This window comes from Mycobacterium sp. (genome assembly GCF_965277065.1).
In the GTDB taxonomy this organism is placed as follows: domain Bacteria; phylum Actinomycetota; class Actinomycetes; order Mycobacteriales; family Mycobacteriaceae; genus Mycobacterium.
In genome coordinates, this window is the sequence record NZ_CBDIBT010000014.1 from 98,892 (window position 1) to 120,273 (window position 21,382).

The 21,382-nt window shown below is 64.6% G+C and carries 20 protein-coding genes; 12 read left to right on the forward strand and 8 right to left on the reverse strand.

The window, feature by feature from the left end; translation table 11 throughout:
* Positions 1 to 49 precede the first annotated feature (49 nt).
* From ACQY5A_RS03220 to ACQY5A_RS03230, 3 genes are all read right to left on the reverse strand, one after another.
* Positions 50 to 1,207, reverse strand: coding sequence for an acyl-CoA dehydrogenase family protein (locus ACQY5A_RS03220; protein WP_428338935.1), 1,158 nt, complete (start codon positions 1,205 to 1,207; stop codon positions 50 to 52).
* 11 nt (positions 1,208 to 1,218) lie between these two features.
* Positions 1,219 to 2,355 carry an acyl-CoA dehydrogenase family protein gene (locus ACQY5A_RS03225; RefSeq protein WP_428338936.1) on the reverse strand — a complete coding sequence of 379 codons (1,137 nt, stop codon included), beginning with the start codon at positions 2,353 to 2,355 and terminating at the stop codon, positions 1,219 to 1,221.
* Between the two features lie 98 nt (positions 2,356 to 2,453).
* The gene (locus ACQY5A_RS03230; protein WP_428338937.1) at positions 2,454 to 3,647 is read right to left on the reverse strand and encodes a thiolase family protein; all 1,194 of its coding nucleotides are present in this window, start codon (positions 3,645 to 3,647) and stop codon (positions 2,454 to 2,456) included.
* Positions 3,648 to 3,737: 90 nt separating this feature from the next.
* Here ACQY5A_RS03230 and ACQY5A_RS03235 point away from each other — a divergent pair, with 90 nt between their 5' ends.
* The 7 genes from ACQY5A_RS03235 to ACQY5A_RS03265 all read left to right on the forward strand — a co-directional run bounded on the left by ACQY5A_RS03235 (position 3,738) and on the right by ACQY5A_RS03265 (position 10,073).
* Positions 3,738 to 4,193 (forward strand): MaoC family dehydratase, encoded by a 456-nt coding sequence (locus tag ACQY5A_RS03235; RefSeq protein ID WP_428338938.1) that lies wholly within the window; start codon positions 3,738 to 3,740, stop codon positions 4,191 to 4,193.
* A 25-nt stretch (positions 4,194 to 4,218) separates the two neighbouring features.
* Positions 4,219 to 4,821: a TetR/AcrR family transcriptional regulator gene (locus ACQY5A_RS03240; RefSeq protein WP_428338939.1), complete on the forward strand. Its 603-nt coding sequence runs from the start codon at positions 4,219 to 4,221 to the stop codon at positions 4,819 to 4,821.
* A gap of 48 nt (positions 4,822 to 4,869) precedes the next feature.
* Positions 4,870 to 5,697 carry a CbbQ/NirQ/NorQ/GpvN family protein gene (locus ACQY5A_RS03245; RefSeq protein WP_428338940.1) on the forward strand — a complete coding sequence of 276 codons (828 nt, stop codon included), beginning with the start codon at positions 4,870 to 4,872 and terminating at the stop codon, positions 5,695 to 5,697.
* Between the two features lie 9 nt (positions 5,698 to 5,706).
* Positions 5,707 to 7,407 carry a nitric oxide reductase activation protein NorD gene (locus ACQY5A_RS03250; protein WP_428338941.1) on the forward strand — a complete coding sequence of 567 codons (1,701 nt, stop codon included), beginning with the start codon at positions 5,707 to 5,709 and terminating at the stop codon, positions 7,405 to 7,407.
* Entirely contained in the window at positions 7,404 to 8,114 is a 711-nt protein-coding gene (locus ACQY5A_RS03255) for an LLM class flavin-dependent oxidoreductase (RefSeq protein WP_428338942.1), read from the forward strand. Before ACQY5A_RS03250 ends, ACQY5A_RS03255 begins: the two co-directional genes overlap by 4 nt.
* Before the next feature lie 23 nt (positions 8,115 to 8,137).
* Positions 8,138 to 8,551: a hypothetical protein gene (locus ACQY5A_RS03260; protein WP_428338943.1), complete on the forward strand. Its 414-nt coding sequence runs from the start codon at positions 8,138 to 8,140 to the stop codon at positions 8,549 to 8,551.
* Positions 8,552 to 8,678: 127 nt separating this feature from the next.
* On the forward strand, positions 8,679 to 10,073 hold the full coding sequence (locus ACQY5A_RS03265) for an acyl-CoA reductase (RefSeq protein WP_428338944.1): 1,395 nt from the start codon (positions 8,679 to 8,681) through the stop codon (positions 10,071 to 10,073).
* A gap of 105 nt (positions 10,074 to 10,178) precedes the next feature.
* On the opposite strand, the gene ACQY5A_RS03270 is transcribed toward ACQY5A_RS03265, so the two are convergent.
* Complete coding sequence (locus ACQY5A_RS03270; protein ID WP_428338945.1) at positions 10,179 to 11,564, reverse strand: hypothetical protein; 1,386 nt, start codon at positions 11,562 to 11,564, stop codon at positions 10,179 to 10,181.
* 103 nt (positions 11,565 to 11,667) lie between these two features.
* Between ACQY5A_RS03270 and ACQY5A_RS03275 the strand changes: the two genes are divergently transcribed.
* Positions 11,668 to 12,519, forward strand: coding sequence for an SDR family NAD(P)-dependent oxidoreductase (locus tag ACQY5A_RS03275; RefSeq protein WP_428338946.1), 852 nt, complete (start codon positions 11,668 to 11,670; stop codon positions 12,517 to 12,519).
* A gap of 69 nt (positions 12,520 to 12,588) precedes the next feature.
* Here ACQY5A_RS03275 and ACQY5A_RS03280 read toward each other — a convergent pair whose 3' ends face one another.
* On the reverse strand, positions 12,589 to 13,710 hold the full coding sequence (locus ACQY5A_RS03280; RefSeq protein ID WP_428338947.1) for a hypothetical protein: 1,122 nt from the start codon (positions 13,708 to 13,710) through the stop codon (positions 12,589 to 12,591).
* Positions 13,711 to 13,714: 4 nt separating this feature from the next.
* A complete protein-coding gene (locus ACQY5A_RS03285) occupies positions 13,715 to 14,815 on the reverse strand; it encodes an NAD(P)H-dependent amine dehydrogenase family protein (protein ID WP_428338948.1) in 1,101 nt (366 codons plus the stop codon).
* Positions 14,816 to 14,958: 143 nt separating this feature from the next.
* Between ACQY5A_RS03285 and ACQY5A_RS03290 the strand changes: the two genes are divergently transcribed.
* Genes ACQY5A_RS03290 through ACQY5A_RS03300 form a run of 3 tightly spaced genes read left to right on the forward strand, consistent with a single transcriptional unit; the run spans position 14,959 to position 17,284 of the window.
* Positions 14,959 to 15,582, forward strand: coding sequence for a TetR/AcrR family transcriptional regulator (locus tag ACQY5A_RS03290; RefSeq protein ID WP_428338949.1), 624 nt, complete (start codon positions 14,959 to 14,961; stop codon positions 15,580 to 15,582).
* Between the two features lie 18 nt (positions 15,583 to 15,600).
* Complete coding sequence (locus ACQY5A_RS03295) at positions 15,601 to 16,806, forward strand: amidohydrolase family protein (RefSeq protein WP_428338950.1); 1,206 nt, start codon at positions 15,601 to 15,603, stop codon at positions 16,804 to 16,806.
* A gap of 4 nt (positions 16,807 to 16,810) precedes the next feature.
* A complete protein-coding gene (locus tag ACQY5A_RS03300) occupies positions 16,811 to 17,284 on the forward strand; it encodes a nuclear transport factor 2 family protein (RefSeq protein WP_428338951.1) in 474 nt (157 codons plus the stop codon).
* A 200-nt stretch (positions 17,285 to 17,484) separates the two neighbouring features.
* On the opposite strand, the gene ACQY5A_RS03305 is transcribed toward ACQY5A_RS03300, so the two are convergent.
* Positions 17,485 to 18,567 carry an acyl-CoA dehydrogenase family protein gene (locus ACQY5A_RS03305; RefSeq protein ID WP_428339113.1) on the reverse strand — a complete coding sequence of 361 codons (1,083 nt, stop codon included), beginning with the start codon at positions 18,565 to 18,567 and terminating at the stop codon, positions 17,485 to 17,487.
* Between the two features lie 37 nt (positions 18,568 to 18,604).
* Positions 18,605 to 19,756 carry an acyl-CoA dehydrogenase family protein gene (locus ACQY5A_RS03310; protein WP_428338952.1) on the reverse strand — a complete coding sequence of 384 codons (1,152 nt, stop codon included), beginning with the start codon at positions 19,754 to 19,756 and terminating at the stop codon, positions 18,605 to 18,607.
* 167 nt (positions 19,757 to 19,923) lie between these two features.
* Here ACQY5A_RS03310 and ACQY5A_RS03315 point away from each other — a divergent pair, with 167 nt between their 5' ends.
* Entirely contained in the window at positions 19,924 to 21,228 is a 1,305-nt protein-coding gene (locus tag ACQY5A_RS03315; RefSeq protein ID WP_428338953.1) for a 4Fe-4S dicluster domain-containing protein, read from the forward strand.
* Positions 21,229 to 21,382: the final 154 nt, after the last annotated feature.

Consider the following 21,382-nt stretch of genomic DNA (forward strand, 5'->3'; position numbering starts at 1 on the left):
GCACGCAGCACTGACCGCAGTGTCGCCTCGAAGTTTGGCGGGTGGGTGGTCACCGCGGCTCCTTGGGCAGGCCGAGAACCCGCTCTCCCAGGATATTGCGCTGAATCTCGCTGGTGCCGCCGAGAATGGTTTGCGCCCGCCCGACGAGCATGGCGCGCACCACGTCGACCGGCCCTTCGGAGGTGGTGGGGTCCAGACACGCATCGGTGCCGAGCACCTCAGTGGCCATGTCGCCCAGGTCGCGGTCGGTTTCCGAGGTCATCAGCTTGAGCACCGAAAACGCCGGCGAGGCGACATCGCCGTCTTCGATGGCACGCTCCCAGGTGAAGCGCAGCAGCCACATGCGTGCCCACAGTTTGGTCAACGTGCGCGCCAACACCGGGTCGAGCAAGTCGCGGTCGCGCGCCGCCTGGACCATCTGCTCGTGCAGCTGGAACATCGACACCGCCTGTGAGCCCAGCGTCAGCCGCTCGCGCCCGAGCGTCAGCATCGCCACGGCCCAGCCCTGGCCGACCTCGCCGACCACCGCGTCTTCGGGCAGCTCGACGCCGTCGAGGAACACCTCGTTGAATTTGGTTTCGCCGTCGATCTGCTGTAAGGGCCGCACGGTCACACCGGGAGTGGCCATGTCGACGATGAACATCGTCAGGCCGCGATGGGACTCGGTGCCGGTGCGGGCCAGTAGCAGACCGTGGTCGGCATAGCCGGCCGCCGAGCTCCAGACCTTCTGGCCGTCGACGCGCCAACCGGTGTCGATGCGCTGTGCACGTGTCCGCACCCCCGCCAGGTCCGACCCGGCTTCGGGCTCGGAGAACAGCTGGGTCCAGACCTCGTCGCTGCGCCGGATCGGCTCCAGGTAGCGCGCCTTCTGCGTGTTGGTGCCGTAACTGATCAGCACCGGTCCGACCAGGTCGAGGCCGACGATATGAAACTGGCGCGGCACCCCGGCGCGCGCGCACTCCTCGGCGAAGATGGCCTGCCGGGCGACCGAAGCGTCCACGCCACCGTGTTCGACGGGCCAGTTCAGGCAAGCCCAGCCGTGCTCGAGAAGGTAACGGTGCCACGCACGACCTGGCTCCACATCAGCGGCGGCAGGGGTTGGTCCGTAGTTGCGCAATCCTGCCGGTTTCGGGGCGTCGTTGAGGAACTGCCGGATCTGCGCACGCAACGTCGCAATATCGTCAGTGGTGTCCGTCGTCGTCGACACGTCGCGTCCTCTCAGATCAGCTTGGCTTCGGCGGCCAGTCGGTTCCAGTGCAGGCCGGGCCCGCCGAACAGCACCTCGTCGGTGCGGGCTCGTTTCAGGTAAAGATGGGCCGAGTCCTCCCAGGTGAATCCGATCCCGCCGTGGATCTGCACATTGGCCGCTGCGGCGTTGCGCAGCGATTCCGAGCACACGGCTTTCGCCATGGCTGCGCGCCAGCCGATCTCGCCGTCCTCGTCGTCGAGCGACTGCAGGGCTGCCTGCGATGCCGATCGGGACCATTCGAGTTCAACCAGCATGTCGGCACAGCGGTGTTTGATGGCTTGGAAGCTGCCGATCGCCCGGCCGAACTGATGGCGTGTGCACGCGTAGTCGGTGGCAATCTCGAGGACGCGCTCATGGGCTCCGACCTGCTCAGCGGAGAGCACCGCCATCCCGAGCTGGACATTATGAGCGATGACCTCGTCGACCGGGCCGCCATCGCCGAGTCGCAGGGCGGCTGCTCCGCGAAGGTCGACGGTGGCCATCGGTCGGGTTGCGTCCAGCACCCGCTCAGCGGTGATGGTGACGCCGTCGGCAGCCGCGTCGAGTAGAAAGATCGCTGGTCGACCGTCGACCAACGCGACAACCACCAGATCGTCGGCGGCTGCTCCGTTGAGCACGTGGCGGATCGATCCGTCCAGCATGAATCCTTCGCCATCAGTTGACGCGCTGAGGCTGACCGCGTTGCGCTCCCAGATACCGCCGTCTGCGCTCACTGCTGCGGCGGCGGTGCGCTCGCCCTGTGCGAACGACGCGACTTTGTCGGCGACCTCCGGCTGCCCCGCCGAACCGGAGTCCAGTACAAGGCCCGTGGCCAACACCGCCGACGCCAAGAACGGGACGGGCGCCAGCGCTCGCCCGAGCTCATGGGCAACGACACCGAGCGCGGCAGCCCCGTATCCCGCGCCGCCCAGGTCCTCAGGCAGCGCGATCGCGGCGACGCCGACTTGGCCGCACAGCGCTTGCCACAGTTCGGTGTCGAACCCGCGAAACTTGCCGTCGACGCCGAACGCCACCTTGCGGACCCGCTCTTCGGTCGCCAGGCGGTCGCATGCCGCTCGTACGGATGCCGCAAGCTCGCGCGCTTCGTCCCGGGACAGTTTGCTCATGCTGATCTCTCACGTTCTGCTTTCACGCGGATGTCGACGGCATTATCTAAACATTTAACCAATTTTCGGGCCCGCACACCACTCTTCGAATAGCCGATTCAGTCGACCTCGATGACCATAGCGGCGCCCATGCCGCCGCCGGCGCACATCGACAGCACACCGATGCCACCGCCACGGCGTCGAAGCTCGTGAATCGTGGAGGTGAGCATGCGCGCTCCGGTCGCCGCAATCGGGTGTCCAAGGCTGATGCCCGAGCCGTAAACGTTGACGATGTCCTCGTCTAGCTGAAGTTCCCGCGCACAGGCCACCGCCTGGGCGGCGAAAGCCTCGTTGATCTCGAACAACGTGACGTCAGCGAGCTTTCGACCGGCCAAGTCGAGCGCTTTGGGAATTGCGACGATCGGCCCACTACCAGTTTGGGCAGGCGGCACGCCGGCTTGGGCCCATGACAGGATTCGTGCCAACGGGGCGGCCTGAGTCGCTTTCGGCGATAACAGCGCTACCACCGCGGCCGCGTCGTTCATGCCCGAGGAGTTGCCCGCGGTCACCGTGAAGCCCTCGATCTCGGGGTGCAACACCTCAAGCGCTGCCAGGGCCTGCATGGAGGCGCTGCGACGGGGATGTTCGTCGGTGGCAAAGACTTTCGTCGAGCCGTCCGCCTGCGCCACGGAAATCGGAACGATCTCATTCACGAACGATCCCGCGTCAATCGCATCGATTGCCCGTTGATGCGACCGCAGCGCCCAATCGTCCTGCGCCACACGGCTGATGCCGTACTGCACGGCACAGTTGTGCGCGACCGTGATCGACATGTCCAGCGCCGGCGCCAACGCCGTCGGCGGATGAGACAACGAGAACCACGGATCCTCGTAGTGGTCGGCTGCCTTGCCGCTCGTGAATGGCCTTCGTTTGCGCAATGCCGGTGTGGTGGATAGTGATTCGGTGCCGCCCGCCAGGACGGCGCGGCTCATGCCGGCGGCGATCTGGCCAGCGCCGACCGCAATGGCCGACAGGCTCGAGGCGCACTGTCGATTGACCGCTATTCCGGGTATCCCGTCTAGACCGAGGTCGACCGCGACGTAGCGGGCAAGATCGCCACCGCCCTGCCAGACTTCTGCCAACACCAGATCGTCGAAGTCGTCAGCGGCCAGACCGGACCGTTCGATCGCGGCTCGCACCACCGGTTTGGCCAGCTCCGCGGCGGGCACGTTGGCCAGGGTGCCTTTGCGGGCCGTCCCGATGGCAGTACGTGCGGCGGCGACCACCATGGCGGCCGGTTCGCTGTTACGCATCAAAGTCTCCTTCCGTACGCAGTACGTACAATATAGTTATACAGATAACGGTATGGAGTCAGGGTATGCGCGTACGAGGCGGAGGAACAGATGCACGTGATCACATCGATCGACCAAGCGCTGGGTTTGGTCGGTCATGAACTGGGTGTCAGTGAGTGGAAAGACATCGACCAGAACCGGATTGACGCTTTCGCCGAGTGCACCGACGACCATCAATGGATACACGTCGACGTCGAGCGGGCCGAGGCGGAAAGCCAGTACGGCGGCACCATCGCGCACGGCTTTCTTACGCTGTCCCTCATCCCCGCGATGAGTAAGGGCAATTACCGGGTCGACGGTAAGATGGGAATCAACTACGGGCTCAACAGAGTTCGTTTTTTAGCTGCGGTCCGGGCGACCAGTCGAATCCGGGTGCGCTCGGAGTTGCTCGATGCCACCAAGGTCGCCGAGGACACCCTTAACCTCACCGTGCGGCACACGGTTGAGATCGACGGCGACGACAAACCGGCCGCAGTGGCGGACCTGATCTCGCGATACATTTTCTGACCGGGTGATGTGATGTGATGGACGGGTGTCGTCGACCGATTCCGCGACAGACGCCGCACAATCGGCGCTGCAGGCCAGGGAGAAACTGATCATCGCTGCTGGCGAATGCGTCGACCGCGGCGGCATCGACCGCGCCACCGTCGGCGCGATCGCCGAAGCCGCCGGCGTGCACCGGGTGACGTTCTACCGGCATTTCGCCGACAAGGAAGCGATCCTCGTCGAGGTCCTCAAGCGCCGCATGGCGCCGGTTCTCCGACGCGCCGCGCGCAAACTCCGACCGGGCGCTCCCTTCCCTGACGCGCTGATCGACGCGATGGCCGACGCGATCCGCGAGGTGCGCGCAGCCCCGGAACTGATGGCCATCATCGGATTACCCCAAACCGGTGAGCCGCGGCGCTCCCCGGGAACATCCGAACCGTTTCTGCGAAGCGCCGTCGGCGTCGCCGGGCCATACCTTCGTCGGGCGCAAGACGTCGGCTTGGTCCGAGGGGACATCTCCGTCGACGAGCTGATGGACTGGTTGGTGCATATCTGCACTGCCGAACTGCTAATGGAACCCGACCTGTCCGACATGCAGACACGCCGGCGGCTGCAGCTGTTTGTCTTGCCGGCGGTCCGCTCTGCATAGCTAGGGCTACATCCTAGCCAAAATGTAGCATCCGAGTTAACCTGCCATATGACCACTGCACTGCGCACCGGAGCCGCGACCAATATGGAGCCCGTCAACGACGCGCCGCCCTTCTATCTGCCCGCCGGTAATGAAGTCGAGCTGTTCATCGCGGCGCACCAGCAGCGCCTGCCTGTCATGCTCAAAGGACCCACCGGTGTCGGCAAGACGCGGTTTATCGAGGCGATGGCCAGCAAGCTTGGGCGCCAGCTGATCACGGTGGCGTGTCACGAAGACCTGAGCGCCGCGGATCTGGTCGGACGGTTCCTGCTCGAAGGGGACGCCACCGCATGGGTCGACGGGCCGCTGACCAAGGCCGTCCGCGAGGGCGCGATCTGCTACCTCGACGAGGTTGTCGAAGCGCGTCAGGACACCACCGTGGTCTTGCATGCGCTTACCGATCACCGCCGGATGCTGCCGGTGGAGCGACTGAACATCACTCTTCCGGCACCGCCCGAGTTCCAACTGGTGGTGTCCTACAACCCCGGATATCAAAGCCTGCTCAAGGACCTCAAAGATTCCACGCGCCAGCGGATGGTGGGCATTGAGCTGACGTTCCCTTCCCCGGAGGTGGAGCTGCAGGTGCCGATTCACGAATCGGGTCTCGACGCGGATCGCGCGCTAGAACTGGTTCGCCTGGCGGCGGCGATCCGCAGAGTTGAATCGGGCGGCCTCCGCGAGGTCGCGTCGCCGCGCACCCTTATCACGGCCGGCCAGCTCATGGCGTCCGGAGTGGACGCGCGATCGGCGGTCTGGGCCGCGTTGGCAGTCCCGCTGACCGACGATCGCCAGGTCGCCGAAGGATTGCGCGCGATGATCGATAACTACATCGCTTAGCGTGCCGCGGTGGACTCCCAGCCTCGCGCGCTGAGCGCCTACTCGATGGTGGCAAGTGCGATCGCCGGTCGGTCCCTGACCGTGCGCGCCGCAGCGGCGGGATCAGCGGCCTACACCGACGGCGAGTCGGTGTACGTCCCCGAGGACGCCTCGCCGGCGTTGCGCTTCCCGATTATCGCGTTACATGCCAGCCTGCTCGGCGCTGGCAGCGACGCGCCCCGGCTGCTACGTCAGCTCAAGGGCCAAAGTCGCACGGCCAGACGTTATTTGGCGTTGGAAGCGGCTCGCGCGCGCAGGTGTCTGGCGGCGTATGTGCCGGCAACGACCGTGCACCCCGCGGGCGGTGCGGTGGACACCCGCACGCCCGAGGAATCCCTGGCCGTCGCGCGCAGCGCACGCGCAATCGACGAGCTGGAACCCGAGTGGGGTGAGCTGCGACCCAGGGCGCTTCTCAAGCCGGCCCCGGCCCCGGCGCCCGACACCCGGGACACGCTCGCCGCTCAGCTGCGCGAGGGACTCGAGCCGGAGGCCGATGACGACGACGACGAACAGGCCGAGCGGTCCAAGATTCTCGAGCTGTTCTCCGCTCCGATGGGTGGGAGCAGCTGGCTGACCAAGAAGTTTCTGTCGCTCGCCGGGGCGGATCGGAAATCCTCGACCGGATCAGGTTCGCCGACCGATCGGGTGTCCAAGCACCGGCGTGGGCGCGGGTTCCACGAACCAAGGCGACAAGGGATCAGCGTTTCCGGCGTCGCGGCGGCTTTCACCACGGCGAGTCCGCACCACGACGACGACGGCATGAAATATCCCGAATGGGACGTCCATCGGCGCGCATTCCGGGAGAATTGGTGCACGGTGTTCGAGCGCACTCTCCCCGGCAACCGCGGCCAGCTGGCAGCTCCGGATCTGCTGCGCTATCCGCTGGGCCGCACCCACCTCGATCTGCGCCGATCCCGCCGCGAACGTCTGGGTGACGAACTTGATGTCGACGCTCTCATCATGGCGCGAAGCGACGCCCGGACCGGACACACTCCGGATGACCGGATCTACTCCGCCCTACGCCGGCTGGGCCGCGACCTGGGCGTGCTGATCCTGGTGGACATCTCGGGGTCGACGGCCGATGCCGGCCGGGCCGCGGGCACCGTGCTCGAAACACAGATCACCGCAGCCGGTCAACTCGCACATACTCTCGAGGCTCGCGGCGACCGGGTGGCCATCTATGGTTTCAACTCGCGCGGACGCTCACGGGTCTACCTCTACAGGGTCAAGGAGTTTCGTCAGGCCGCGGAGTCGGGTTGGCAGGCGCGGTTGGGACATCTGGAGCCGGGTGGGTTCACCCGGACGGGGGCCGCAGTCCGACACGCCGTGGCGATCCTCACCGAGCAGTCCGGCGCCAAACGAGAGATCCTGCTGGTGCTGTCGGACGGCATCGCCTACGACGAGGGCTATGAGGCCCGCTATGCAACGGCCGACACGCGCAAAGCGCTCGACGACGCGCGGGACTCCGGCGTGGGATGTCTGTGCCTGTCGCTGGGTGGCGAGCAAACCACCGCAGAGCTCGAGTCCGTGTTCGGCACCAGCGCGTTCGCTCACGCCGAGCGGATCGCCGATCTGGGCGCCGAGCTCAAGACACTGTTCAACCACGCGCTGCTGGCCGCCGAACGCGCACACCGGCGCCGTCACCTGAACGGTGGCCGGGAGGCGTCGTGACCGCGCGCGTCCGGGTCGGTTGCTATGTGGACCCGATCACCCCGCTGTGGGCAATGCGGGCCAACATGAGGACGGCGCGGATGCTCGGCGCCGACGACATATGGATCGGCGATCACACCAAATCCCATTTTCCCTCCTCGGCGTGGACGACGGCGCTGTCCCCGATGGCCCGGTTCATCCCGTCGCTCGACGCCTACCTGGACCCGACGGTGGTCATCGGACGCTGCGCCGGTCGCCCCGGTCTGACAATGGGCACCGCGGTCACCGACTCGCTGCGTCGTGCGCCCGCCGACCTGGCGCGGGTCTGGATGTCGCTTCATCACCTGACGCACGGCCACGCCATCATGGGCATCGGCTCGGGTGAGTACGAAAACACCGTGCCGTATGGGCTGACGCTGGAACCGCGGGTCGGACGCCTCGAGGACACGCTGCTGGCGATCCGGGCCGCGTGGGCCGCCGACCGCGCACCGATTTCGCATCATGGCAGGTTCCACGACTGGGATGACGCCACCTTCGCGTTGCCGAGGCTGCGGGGCAGCGCACCGCCGATGTTGGTCGCTGCCCAGGGGCCACGGGCGTGCCGGCTCGCCGGACGCCTGGGCGACGGCTGGATCTTCATCCTCAGCGGGGCTTTCGACGCTTGGAATTCGGCCGCCGACAAGGTTGCGGCCGCGGCGATCGACGCCGGCGGGACCCCGAGACACTAACTCGAAGCATCTTCTTCGCGCCCTTGCTGGCCCGCGATACCCAGGCCTTCAGCGAACTGGCACGCCAGCCAATGGTCCACGCCCATGCGCTCACATTGCCCGGCGCGGCATGGGCGGCGGCGGGCGCGACGCACCCGCTGGGCACCGATTTTGCCGGCTACTCCGCGTTGGACCCGGCTGACCTGGAGTCAGACCGACTGCACGAATACGGCAGCCGCATCACCGCCGAGTTACTCGGGGAGCTGATGCCATTCGGCACCGCCACCGATGTTCTCCAGCGCATCCGCCCCTACGTCGAAGCCGGCGCTAACCACGCCATCATCTACAGCGTGGCCGGTTCGTTGAAGCCATCGCTGGCGGCGGGCGCCGTGGTCGAGCAGCGCCGGCTGATGAGCGGCTTGAAGCGTCTGCAGCGGGGCCGGCTGACCCGACGCTAGCTCGCTTACCCCGACCAGACTGCACGGAGCGCAAACCCCCGAGTCTAGGCATTGCCAGAGCGGAAGCCGCCAAGATATAGTTAAAGAGTTATCTTTTTTTGATATACCACGCTGAGAAGGAAGACCGATGGAGGCGACGAACACAATTGCGCCGGTAGCGATTCCGCACGTCGTGAAAGGCGAGGCGCTGACCAAGTGCACCGTCATTCACACGGCAGGGGATGGCACTACCTTCGCAACCCCGAAACTCGTCCTCGATGATCTGGTGTGGAATCGCTCCCACGGACTACCCGCCGTCGACGTCCCGGTCGCCGAGATCATCGACATCCTGGTGTCGCTTGGCGAAGAACTTCGGAAAGATCCCGACGGTCTGCTCGCCGACGCGCTCGAGGCGCTCGCGGCTACCAGCCCGTACGAACGCCGCATCGTGGAGAATTCCTATGCGGACATTTGGCAGATGTTCAATGGCGATTTGCTGCGAGCGCAGCTCGACAACGAACTCGGTGGCGCTGACGTCGTGGATGGCTGGCGTCCGGCGACGGGGGCCACCGCAGGACTGGGGTCCTACCGTGCTTTCCCCACCCGCATCGTGCACGTGCTCGCTGGCAATGCTCCGGGCGTCGCCGCGATGACGGTGGCGCGTGGCGCGCTGATGAAAGGAGTGCATTTGCTGAAAATGCCGTCGAACGACCTGCTCAGCGCCACGGCAATCCTGCGCGCGCTGCGTGCCGTAGCGCCGGATCACCCGACGACGACGTCGTTTTCGGCTGTCTACTGGCGCGGCGGCGATGCGGAGGTCGAGGGCACGCTTTTTCGACCGCAGTTCTTCGACAAACTTGTCGCTTGGGGCGGAGACTCGGCTATCCGCAACGCCGTCGCCTACCTGGGCCCGGGATTCGAGCTGGTGGCCTTCGATCCCAAAAACTCCATCTCGATGATCGGTCGTGAGGCATTCGACTCCGATCAGACAGTTGCCGAGGTGGCAGCCAAGACGGCTGTCGACAGCACCCCCTACAACCAGGAAGCGTGCACCTCGAGCCGCATCCATTACGTCGAGGGATCGACCGCGGAGCTGGACCGCTACTGCGCGGCGTTGCTGACCGAGCTGCGCAAGGAACGCAGGTTCACCGCGGCGAAGGTCGCCCCGCTGCCCGCCGACACCCGTGAGGAGATCGCGGCGCTACGGGCAATGGAACCGATGTACCGCGTTTTCGGCGACGACGACGGCACTGGCCTGGTCATTCGATCGGAGGATCCAGTCGACTTCCTTCCGTCCTCGAAGACCGTCAACGTCGTGGGGGTGCCGACTCTGGAAGACGCCATCGGCTATGTGAATGTGGCCACTCAGACCGTCAGTGTGTACCCGCCCGCACGCAAAGACGAACTGCGGGACAGGCTGGCGTCCGCCGGGGCGCAGCGGGTCGTCAAGATCGGCGGTTCGACTGCGGTGACTCCCGGGCTCGCGCACGACGGCTTCTTCCCGCTGCACCGATTCGTCCGCTGGGTAAACGACGAGAATTAGTGTCGTCAGCCGCATTTGACATCGATAACGCGGCCGTGCGCGAGCTCAAAATACGCGCCGGCAACGGCATTCGTGAACCGCATCAACCCTGCGGTCGACCCGCTACTACGTCTGCGCGACCGGTTCGATGCCGCGGATGTACTGCTCGATAGACCCACCGCACGTGAGCTTGTCGTCGCCGCCGGCTGACAGCTCGCTGTACCGCACCACCGAGTCTTCGATGGTGGGTCCGATGCGGCCGCATGGACATGGGGTGTAGTTGGCGGTTGCCTTATCGCCCGAGATGATGCCTCCCCAGCGGCCCGACCAGATGGGGTCGTACGCTCCGACGCGTCCGGTCACTCGCCCGTCGGCACCGATTTCCTCGAGGTGCTCGCCGGTCTCGTCGAGAATGAACAGCTCTACTGCCTTGGGCCAGTGGTAGACGCCCTGCTCGCACATCACTGCTGCGACTGTCTGCTCGGAGAAGGTGTAGATCATCTGGCGGTGCACGGGCCCGAGGAAGCGGTCGATCTGATCGGCGTAATCCTCCGGCAGGTCAAGACCTTTGAGCCCGCCTGCGATGTTCACCGCGCTCTCCGGGTGCAGCACGTTTTCGCTGAGTCCGGCGGCATGACCGGCTTCGAGCAAACGCCAGGCCATCGCCCACGGGCCGATGATTACCTGGGGCTCGTCACGATAACTGAGCACGGTGGCGATCAGTTTCTCCACGTTTTGTCTCATCTGCTCGGAACGAACCTTCTGATCGGCTTGGTAGGCGGCGATCTCGCTGGGCGTGGCGGTACCGTCGGACATCGCCCGGCGAATATTGACCTGGATCAGCGTGTCGGACACCAGCATTGGTTCATCGGTTAGCGAGTGGACCGCCCCGGGCCGTCCATAGGCCGCGGCGTTCGCCTGGTGGCCGTACTTGTACCGCATCCGGGCGTTGCTCGGCCCCAGAATGATTACCGGTCGATCCTGCTTGTGCGGGATGCGATGGGGATACCCGACCATATTGGCTCCGGTTGTGGCGAGCACCTCGAGATCGGTGTCATTCATCGGCAGAAACGAGTTCTTGCCGGATGTGCCGCTGCTGACGATCACGTGGAACCCGTTCTGGTCCAGGCGTTCCAGCCAGTCGTCGACGTCGGTGCAGTCGCTGACGTCGATCTCGCTGACATCGCCGGTCGTCACCGAGTCCAGCCATGCCGACAGCTGCTTCCAGCGGCCTGTGGCGACAAAGGACTCCGGGTAGCTCTTGTAGACAGAATGCGCGAAGAGCAGGGGTATCAGATCGGCCCGGTCGGTGAACTTCTCGATGCCGAGGTCCTTGGCGCGCAGGTCCAGCGCGCGCACCTGGGATCGTTGTTCGGCCAACCGCTCGTTAGCGGCCGCGAGGCGCAGCTCGTCGTGGTCGTCGCGACCGTCAGCAACGTAGGGGTCGTCGACCATCATCATCGCGGTCAAATCGGCTACGGCACTGCCGGAGGACGTGTTGGTACCTGTCATTGCTTTGCCTTCGCTAAACTATATATAGTTAAACAGTTGCCTCTTTTAATATCATAGCGGGCAAGGGAAGGGAAGCGCGTCTCGTGAATGGCACACCACGCACATGAGCTCCGTTTCGCATGCGGTGCTCGTCACCGGCTGCTCCACAGGGATCGGCCGCGCGACCGCCGTATTGCTGGCACAGTCCGGCAAGACCGTCTACGCGACCGCCCGGCGCGAAGAAGCGATCGCCGACCTGCGCGACGTCGGGTGTAAGACGCTGCTGCTGGACGTCACCGAGGAATCATCCATGCGGTCGGCCGTCGACCACATCGTCGCGGCCGAGGGTGCGGTGGGGGTGCTGGTCAACAACGCCGGCTACTCGCAATCCGGTGCGGTCGAGAGCGTGTCTCCCGGGGAGTTGCGCCGCCAGTTCGAGACCAACGTGTTCGGCCTGACGCGGATGATCCAGCTGGTGCTGCCGGGGATGCGCGAACAAAGGTGGGGCCACATCGTCAACCTCAGTTCCGCGGCCGCCAACTTCAGCTTCCCGGGTGCCGGTGTATACAGCGCGACGAAGTATGCGGTCGAAGCATTATCTGATTCACTGCGTTTCGAGGTCGGGGGGTTCAACATCGGGGTCACCCTGATCCAGCCCGGTATGGTCCGCAGCAGCTTCGGCGCGACCGCGGCGGCCGATACTCCGCAAACCCAGGACGGACCGTATGCGGCGCTCAATGCGAGTGTGGCCAAAATGTCGACGGAGTTTTATGAAACTGGCCCGGTTGCGCGGCTTGTCGTCGGCCCGGAGGCGGTGGCCAAAGCCATCGTCGCCGCCCTCGATGCCCGCTCGCCCAAAATTCGCGTACGTGTCGGGCCCTCGGCACACCTGTTCATCGGACTGCGGAAACTGGTGACTGATCGGCTTTGGGATCGGTTCCTCGCGTTGCAGTTCACCCAGCCGGGAAAGACCTGAGCAGTACCCGGCCCGCAGGAAGATGCACCGATGCGAACGCGCGATGAGGAAACGCCAAGAGGGGCCGCATCACCGGGCAGCTGATCGTAGATCGATCGCCGGTCCGGAGCGGCGATGGTGCGGTACGCCAAAAATGGGTGGCAGCAGCACTCCGGGGGGAGCGTCGATGACCCCGGGTATCGCATTGACCAACGCCGCCACGGAGGTCCACGACTGCGAGTCGAGCCAGCTTGCGCCGTCGGGATCGGTGCTGGCCCCGCCGCGCCGGATTCCATCGGCGAAAGACAAGCCTCGGGCGTAAGTGAGCCGCAACGACGGTGTGCCTTCGATCGTGATGACCCAGTCGTTGTCGGCCTCCCAGCCTGGTAAGGCGAGGTCACACACCCAGCGGCAGGTGATGGTCACGAACGGCGTGTCATCGATGAGCCCCGTCCAGGAAAACTCGGTGCCGGCGACCGTGCCCGCCGCGACCGGGGCGGTGGTGTTGTCCAGCGTGTGGTCGGTAATCGCGAACCGGGCGTCAACCTCGACGCGGTCGAGCCGCTGGCCGAGTTGCGCGGCGACGGCGTGCGGTGTCTGGCAATACATGTGGTCGAACATGGCAATGATCTGCTCGCGCGGAAAGTCATCGGGTCGCCCGCCGAAACCGAGTAGCCCGTAAATGTGAGGTGCGAGGTCGGTGCAATCCATTCTTTCCAGCACGCTGACATGGGCCACCTCGAGAGTGTGACCTGCCAGCGTGGTGGCCAGCCGCTCGGCGACGAAGCCGGGAGACGATCCAACGGCCACCACCGACGACTGGCCCCGGGCACAGGCTTCGGCGATGTCAGCGGCGTACTCGGCACTGATCGCGCCGGGATAGAAGTAGTCATGCGCCAGCACCACGTTCTTGCCGGACGCCAACAGCATCAACGCGTCGGCATGGCTCGTCGAGGGTCCCAGCCCCACTAACGGCGTGTAGATCACCACATCGGCGTCGAGCGACAGGATGGTTTTTCGGTCGCCGGTGATCGCGACGCCGTGACGAGCCAGCCCGGCATATTCGCCGATGTCGCGGCCCTGTTTGGATTCCGAGAAAGCGAATACGCCGAGGACGTCGAATTCCTCGGGCCGTTGCAGCAAAACACGCAACACGAAACCGCCCAGACGCCCGGGGCCCCACACGACGACTTTGTGCCGAGTGTTCGTCATCAGCTCATGACCCGGTCTCGCAGAGCACGCGGCGTCCAGGGACCAGCGGGAAGTCGAGAGCGGAATGCAGACCGGGTGGGGCGGCAACTAGCGCCGGGATGAGGTTGACCACACGCATCGCCGTCGCCTTGACCGAACCCCACACGCCCGCGCTTTTCCCGAGGTCCAGGTCGCAACGAATATTGGGGTTGCCGGTGATCACGACCCGGTAATTGGATTCGCCAACACCGTCGAAGGTAGGCCAGTGCGGTGCAACGTGGGATTTCATGCGCGTTACGTGCTCAGCGGTGATTGTTGGCTTACCGCCCACCAGGCCGTGGCAGGCCACGCGCCGCGCAACCACGGTGCCGCGCGCCATCAAACCGACCGAGGTCTGCAGGTCCGCGTCGTGGACCGCGTAATCGGAGGTGCCGACGATCTCGTCGAGCGCCAACTCCATCCGGTCAGCCAGCTGCTGAACCAGACCGCGCCACTGCCGAACAAAATCTCCTCCGGTGGCGATGGGTGCGTCGTAGTCCGGAGACTGACCGAAGCCCATGATGCCGCGCAGCACCGGTTCGACGTCGTAGTGGTCATACACACCGATTTCCTGGATGTGGACGTGTTCGATCGTGTCGGCCATGGTGAGCAGCGCGAGGGGAAGCACATCGCTGGAAAACCCAGGATCAAGCCCCGTCGAAACAGAGCTGGCCGCGCCGGCAAGCGCCGCTTGGTGGAGCGGTCGGGTGTGTTGGACCGGAGCGGCGGCCGGATACAGCATGCCCAGCAACGAGATCGTAGCGACATTGACGCCGCGATCAAGGGCGACGGTAAGTTCCTGCACCACCTCCTCGATCCGACCGAGGCCGTTTCCGCAGTAGCTCAGCACGTCGGGGTGGTGTGCCAGGGCGGCTTCGAGGCTGCCGACGGCGGATATGCCGACCGGATCTCGCCCGACCAGCTCGCCGGCGTCACGGCCCGTTTTCTCCGGCGTGGTCGTCCACAGTGTCACCAACTCGAGATCAGGATGATCCAGTATCGCCTTGAGTGCCTCGCTGCCCGTGGCTCCGGTGCCGACGTGCGCGACGCGAATTTTCCCAGGGTGAAAGGGGTTTGGCTGCAACATCGTCACGTCCTTCGGGCCAAGCGACTTGACTTCTAAGTCAAGTCAGACCATAAGGTACCACCTTCAATTGGATGGTTCGAGCTGTCTGCAACGTTGCCGAAGCAGGTATTGCAAGACTCTCTCAAAATGATAGAGTCTCTCAGATGACCGCCGAACCGGACGATGCGCAAGTGTTGCCGCTTCGCGAACGCAATAAGGCCAGAACGCGCAACGACATCGCGGTCGCAGCGTTGGCGCTGATGGAGGCGCAGGGCTACGAGTCGACCACCGTAGAACAGATCGCCCGCCGAGCCGGCGTGTCAAGCGCGACGTTCTTCCGCAACTTCCCCTCGAAAGAAGATGTGCTTTTCGTAGGGGAGCAGCCCGCCGAACAGATAACGACCGAGCTGGTCGCAGGCCGCAAAGACCGGTCCCAGACGCTGATGGCGTTGGCCGAACCAGTGGCGGCAATGGCTGCCGCCGTTTCTGACGTGACCGGACAGGACAGCCATCAGCTCACCCGGCTCGTGATGACGACGAAGTCGTTGGAGGGCCGCAGCATGCGGATGCGGCTGCGCTGGGAGCGCGCCATCGCACGGCAGCTGGCTCACGAGCACGGCCTTGACGAACCCGCGGCAGAGCAAGTCCTGCTCGGCAACCTCGCGATCGCCTGCCTGGCCGCCGCCCTGTGGTGCTGGAACCGGCACGACACTTCGCTCGTCAGCGACGAAACCATGGCGGCCTTTCGCAGCGCCGCGCAATTGTGCGCCGGCACCTCAGGCGCGTGACAGGAAAGGAACTGAACGATGGCGGTTATCCAGGACACGGTCGGGGAGCTGCCCTATCAGCTGCTCGATTTCGACCAGCACTCCTACGAACCACTGGACTGCTTCACCCGGCACATGCCGAAAGCCAAGCTCGACACCGCGATCCAACCGGTCAAGCTGGTCAGCGGGAAGCAAATCCTGCTAGCCAACGACCGGGTGATGACGGCCATCGAGAACGACGTGGATAAGGCGTACGTACCCGGGTCGCTCGCGGAGATGCTCAAGCAGCGGGCGTCGGGCAATCCGTCGGACGCCGAGCGGTTCTTCGAGCCGATGCAGCAGGAGTACCTCGACAAGGACGCGCGGTTGATCCAGCTCACCGAACAGCAGATCGAGCGTTCCATCATGTATCCCGGTGGCTGGGCGCTGATGGCTGAGGCCTACTTGAAGGGCACCGAACCGCTCTACGACAATATCGAATCGTTCAATCGATGGATCGATGAGGATTGGGGCTTTTCGTATCAGGACCGCATCTACGCTCCCGCTCTGATGTCGATGCGCGACTTGGAGCGCTCCTGCGCCGAATTAGACCGAATCATCGCCACGGGCGCTAAATTCATCACGTTGCCGGCCGGTCCCGCGTACGGTCGCAGCCCCGGTGACCCCTACTTCGATCCGTTCTGGGCGCGAATCAACGAGGCGGGTGTAGTGGTCGCCTACCATATCGCCGAGTTCAATTACCAAGAAGCCGTTGCCTCGCAATGGGGTTGGGAGCTGGGACCGCCGTTCGAGTTCTCGGCGTGGCAATGGGAGAACAGCTACGGGCAGCGGCCGATCGCCGACACCCTCTCGGCGTTGATCTTCGACAACATATTTGGTCGGTATCCCAACATCAAGGTGCTGGTTAGCGAGTTCGGGGCGGCCTGGGTGCCGCACCTGTTGCGGCACATGGACAAGAGCCGTGGCATGGCCCGGCTCGGCAAATGGTTGGGCGGCCCACTGAGCGAGCGGCCAAGCACGATCTTCAAGCAGCACATCCGGGTGGTGCCCTACCCAGAGGACGACACCATCGGCATGGTCGACGAGCTCGACGGGGTGGATTGCCTGATTATGGGTTCGGACTGGCCGCACGCAGAAGGCCTGCGCGAACCCGCCGAGTTCTACCCGCGGACCGAAAAGTTGGGCGAGACGCGCCAGCGGCAATTCCTGCGCGAGAACGGCCTAGAGCTCCTCGGGGCAGGCTGACATGATGCTTCGTGAACCGCGCGATGCCCAAGAGGCCTGCGACGTCATCGCCATCAATCATCTCGCAGCGGCGTACGCCGAGGCGGTGAACCGCGGAGACATCGCCGAAGCCTGTTTGACCTATGCGGATTTCGGCGAACTCCATTCGCCGACGACCGAGCCCGCGGTCGGCCGCGACGCAGTCACGAAAACCGTTGCGAGTACTACCGCTTCCCTGGAATTCGTGTACCAGACTGTTCATCAGGGGCTGGTCGAAGTCAACGGTGACACTGCGCGCGCTCGGTTTCCGATCACGGAATGGGCCCGGCGCCAGTCTGATGCGCGTCCCATGCAATTTCTCGGCCTGTACGACGACCTATGTGTACGCACTCCCGAAGGATGGCGATTTGCGCGCCGCAATCTAACGCCCCGAACGCTGGGCAAGCCGGACGGACTGACCGGGCGACTCCTGCCGTTCGACGACCTCGCCGATTGGTAGCGGTTATCGGGCCGCGTGGCGCTGCGCTCCGTTGAGGCGCAGCACCTCTCCGTCGACATCACCGTTAGAGCAGAAATGCTGCGGCGTGGGCGAATTCAGCGCGTGTGCCTAGGCTTTTTGGAAACGTACGCTGGCCGCGATGGACGCGGTTGCAGCAGTCAGCACCAGCGCTGCCCGCTCGCCGGACGCCCCGCGGCTCTTCAGCAGCCGCCGAAGCCGTTTCCGATCAGCGCGTCCCACGGATCTGTGGCGGCGAGTACGAGCTGGCCCAGCCGCCGGGCGTACCAGCCGGTGCTGCCGAACTCGTCGACCCAGCTGCGTGCACGCATGGTCGCCAGCCAGAGCGGGTGCTCGATGGTGACGCCGATCGCTCCGTGCAGTTGATGCGCCAGCGTTACGACGGTGTGGACCGCCTGGCCTACCACCACCTTGGCCACTGTGAGGGCGTAATCGGTTTCCGGCGTATCAAAGCCATGATCAGCGGCGGCGGCCACCGCCAGTGTGGTTGCTGCGCGAGCTCTTTCAATCTCACCTGCCATTTCGGCGAGGGAGTGTTGCACCGCCTGGAATTTGCTCAGTGGACGGCCGAATTGCATACGCTGCCTGGTGTGGCTGACAGTCAGCTCGGCTGCGGCGTCCAGTGCACCGATGATTTGCACGCACCGTGCCCAGGCTCCCCGCCGGGTCAATTGCTCGGCCGTCGCGGTGTCCATCACTACGAACAGCTCGGCGGGCAGGGCAAACTCGAAGGAACTGCGCGGCTCGCCGGCCAGATTGTGACCGTCCGAGGTGTCGAGGTCGGCGGGGTCCAAAAGAACGACGTGCAGGTTGTTGCTGGTGCGCGCCGCTAGCAGCACCGCAGCGGCCGCGCCCAGCCAGGGCACGTCCTGCGCTGTCCCGACGACCCGGCCGTCCTGGGCGCTGGCGGCACATAGTGCGACGGTCAAGGGGCCGTCGGGCAGCTCGATACCCGCTTTGTCGCCCAGCCATGCGGCCAAAAGATCGGTCTCGGCCAGCGGTACCGCACCGGCATGACGGGCCAGGCCACGCAGCACGATCGCGAGTTCTGTTGGGCCAGCTCCCAACTCGTCCGCTCTGTTCAGTCGGTCGAGCCCCGTCTCGACAAGGTTGCGCCATAGCGCGTCGTCGAAATCCTGCGGCAGCCCGCGGTGACCGGACCGGGCGTCGACTGACCGCTGCCCAATGTCGTCCACGAGTGCCCGCAGCTCAGCATTCTCGTCCGTGCGACCGCCCTCGAACACTCCACCGTTGAGAGCCGAAATCGCGCTCATCGGTCTGTTCCCCTTGTGGTGTCAGCACTCATCGCAACCCCATTCCGCGGGCGACGACTCCCCGCAAGACCTCGTTGGTGCCACCTCGCAGGGTGAACAGAGGCGAGTGCAAGCGCGCGGTGTAGAGCAGGTACCGCACCTCAGGCATGGCCAACGCGTCGCCGGCATCCAAGACCTCTGCTATCAGTTCGATGGAGTCCTGTTCGAAGCGTGTGCCAAGGTCCTTGACCAGGGCCGCCTCGTTGGTCGCCGAGTCGCCCGCGCTCAATGCGCGCGCTACCGACACAGATAGCTGGCGCAGCGAGATGAGCCGCCCCAGCAACTCGCCCAGCCGCCCGGTCGTGGTGCCGTCGATCTCAACCGCAGCCAGCACCTGGACTGCGGCCAAAATCAGCGGAATCGTCGAGAGGATTCGTTCGGGTCCGCTGCGCTCATAAGAAAGTTCGGAGGTGACTTGCTGCCAGCCGTTGCCGATTTCGCCGAGAACGTTTTCCTCGGGAACGAACACATCAGTGAACGTCACCTCATTGAAGTGATGTTCACCGGACATCAGCACGATTGCGCTGATCATGACTCCGTCCGAATCGCAGGGCACGAGGAATTGACTGAACCCGACGTGTCGCCGCTCGGGATCGGCTGCACTGGTGCGGGCCAGGATAACAACCTGATGAGCATGATGGGCACCGCTGGTCCAGATTTTCTTTCCGCTGAGCAGCCAGCCACCGTCCGCCTTCGTTGCTTTGGCCTGTGCGGCGGCCAAATCCGAGCCCGCAACGTCTTCGCTCATTCCGATGGACGAATACAACTGCCCGGCAGCAATCTCCGGCAACAGACGCGTGCGCTGCTCGTCACTGCCGTAGGTCAGCAGGGCCGGTGCGACCTGCCGATCGGCGACCCAATGCGCGGCAACCGGCGCACCCTGGGCCAGTAGCTCCTCGGTGACCACGTAACGATGAAGGTGGGTCAATCCATGCCCGCCGTACTGCCTCGGGATGGTCAACCCAAGAAATCCGGCGGCGCCAAGCCGTGCGCTGAAGCCCTCGTCCCAGCTAGCCAGCCACGAGTCCACCGCGGTATGCCAGCCGAATTCGGCGCGGTCGGCGACCAGAAACTCTCGGATAGCAGAGCGGAACTTGCTGAGCTCAGGCTCGTTGGCGCACAGCGTCTCGAAGTCGTTCACGGTGCTCCCTTCTCGTCCGCGGTGACAGCAGGGGTCGTGCTGGGGTACTTGCAAAGGTGATGATCATGGCGGGTTGTGCAGTAGTCCTGGAAATAGTAAAACAGATAGATAGATCGACCCGCCACCGCGATCCGGTGGCGGAGGCAGCCGAAGGACAGAATCAAGCGATGGCCCGTAACGCGCCCCGCCTGCCGTATCGCCGCGGCCCGATACGACGGCGTTTACACCTGGTGGGACATCGTATCGCCGAGCACGTCGCCAAATACGTCGGCCCGGTGGCGGTGTCGAATATGGGTGTGGTGTCCAACCGGCCCGCAGCGTTGTTCCCGCACCGGGCTACCAGATTCATCTCCAGATTGCGCTCACCCGCTCTGGCGTGGACCACGCCGATCGCGCCGCCGCCGGAGGAGTTGCGGACGGTGCCCGGTATCCGGCGCGATTCCGTCGCTGAGCAGCAGGTCTATGCCCGCGCTCCGCTGCACGACTTTTTCGTGCTCCATCGCGATGCGCTGACCACGCTAGGCCCGGTGGCCTCGATGGTTCTGCCCGGAATCGCAGTGGCCCCGCGACTTGCTGCAGCGACTCGCCGGCTGCAGAAACACCAGAACGATCCGCCGGCGGCAGCGCCACGTCCTGCTGAACCGGCCCGCCTGACCCGTGAATTGAAAACTTACGCAGCTGGGCTTGGCATCAGCGCCGTCGGGGTCACCGCGTTCGATCCGAAATTCACATTCGCCGAGCATGTCGGCAAAGCCGTCGGCGAACACGTCGTGGTCTGTGTTCTCGAGCAGAACTATGACGCCACTCAGCGGATTCCCGCTGTGCGGTCTGAACAGGCAGCGTTGTCGACCTACGGGGAGCTCGAGGATCGGATGCTGGCGCTCGCGCAGTGGCTCCGCGGACACGGGTGGAAAGCGCGACCGGAGGATTTCATGGGGGAGTCCATGTTTATCCCCTACGCAGTCGCAGCAGGTCTCGGACAGCTTGGTCTCAACGGGCAATTGTTGACTCCGCAGGCCGGCTCGAGGTGTCGGATCAATTTGATGACTACCGATGCGCCGCTCGTTCACGATGAACCGGTTGACTTCGGAGTAGAGGGGGTGTGCGACCGTTGTCAGATCTGCGTCCGACGCTGCCCGGTTGGGGCGATTCCGAGCATTCGCAAGGAACACCGTGGTGTTGTCAAGGCGAAAATCAATACGAAGCGTTGCCTTCCGTTGATGTGGCAAAGCTCGGGCTGTTCAATCTGCATGAAGGTCTGTCCGGTGCAACGCCACGGGCTATCCGCGGTAATCGAGTACTACCAGCAGACCGGCCGCATTCTCGGCAAGGACTCCGATGACCTCGAGGGATACGACTGGCCGCTGGATGGGCGTCACTACGGACCGGGCGCCACCCCGCACGTACCGCATCACCTGGTGTCGCCGCGCGGATTCAATTTCGACCCGACGCGCACCGAACCCTTTGACTGAGCATTTCGGCAGACACGAGAGTCTGCGAATCTCCTGCGGACATCAGCGCAGGCCGCCAGTGTGCTCCTGGCTGCCCGGATAGACGGACCGCGCAGCGCGCGGGAATTCCATAATATAGTTATTTATTTACAGCTAGCGAAGTATGATCTGGACG

What these genes read in the sequence shown, in the direction of transcription:
- ACQY5A_RS03225 (WP_428338936.1), bottom strand. Translation starts at nt 2,355, where the DNA reads ATGAGCAAACTGTCCCGGGACGAAGCGCGCGAGCTTGCGGCATCCGTA.
- ACQY5A_RS03230 (WP_428338937.1), bottom strand. Translation starts at nt 3,647, where the DNA reads ATGCGTAACAGCGAACCGGCCGCCATGGTGGTCGCCGCCGCACGTACT.
- ACQY5A_RS03235 (WP_428338938.1), top strand. Translation starts at nt 3,738, where the DNA reads ATGCACGTGATCACATCGATCGACCAAGCGCTGGGTTTGGTCGGTCAT.
- ACQY5A_RS03245 (WP_428338940.1), top strand. Translation starts at nt 4,870, where the DNA reads ATGACCACTGCACTGCGCACCGGAGCCGCGACCAATATGGAGCCCGTC.
- ACQY5A_RS03265 (WP_428338944.1), top strand. Translation starts at nt 8,679, where the DNA reads ATGGAGGCGACGAACACAATTGCGCCGGTAGCGATTCCGCACGTCGTG.
- ACQY5A_RS03270 (WP_428338945.1), bottom strand. Translation starts at nt 11,564, where the DNA reads ATGACAGGTACCAACACGTCCTCCGGCAGTGCCGTAGCCGATTTGACC.
- ACQY5A_RS03275 (WP_428338946.1), top strand. Translation starts at nt 11,668, where the DNA reads ATGAGCTCCGTTTCGCATGCGGTGCTCGTCACCGGCTGCTCCACAGGG.
- ACQY5A_RS03280 (WP_428338947.1), bottom strand. Translation starts at nt 13,710, where the DNA reads ATGACGAACACTCGGCACAAAGTCGTCGTGTGGGGCCCCGGGCGTCTG.
- ACQY5A_RS03285 (WP_428338948.1), bottom strand. Translation starts at nt 14,815, where the DNA reads ATGTTGCAGCCAAACCCCTTTCACCCTGGGAAAATTCGCGTCGCGCAC.
- ACQY5A_RS03290 (WP_428338949.1), top strand. Translation starts at nt 14,959, where the DNA reads ATGACCGCCGAACCGGACGATGCGCAAGTGTTGCCGCTTCGCGAACGC.
- ACQY5A_RS03295 (WP_428338950.1), top strand. Translation starts at nt 15,601, where the DNA reads ATGGCGGTTATCCAGGACACGGTCGGGGAGCTGCCCTATCAGCTGCTC.
- ACQY5A_RS03300 (WP_428338951.1), top strand. Translation starts at nt 16,811, where the DNA reads ATGCTTCGTGAACCGCGCGATGCCCAAGAGGCCTGCGACGTCATCGCC.
- ACQY5A_RS03315 (WP_428338953.1), top strand. Translation starts at nt 19,924, where the DNA reads ATGGCCCGTAACGCGCCCCGCCTGCCGTATCGCCGCGGCCCGATACGA.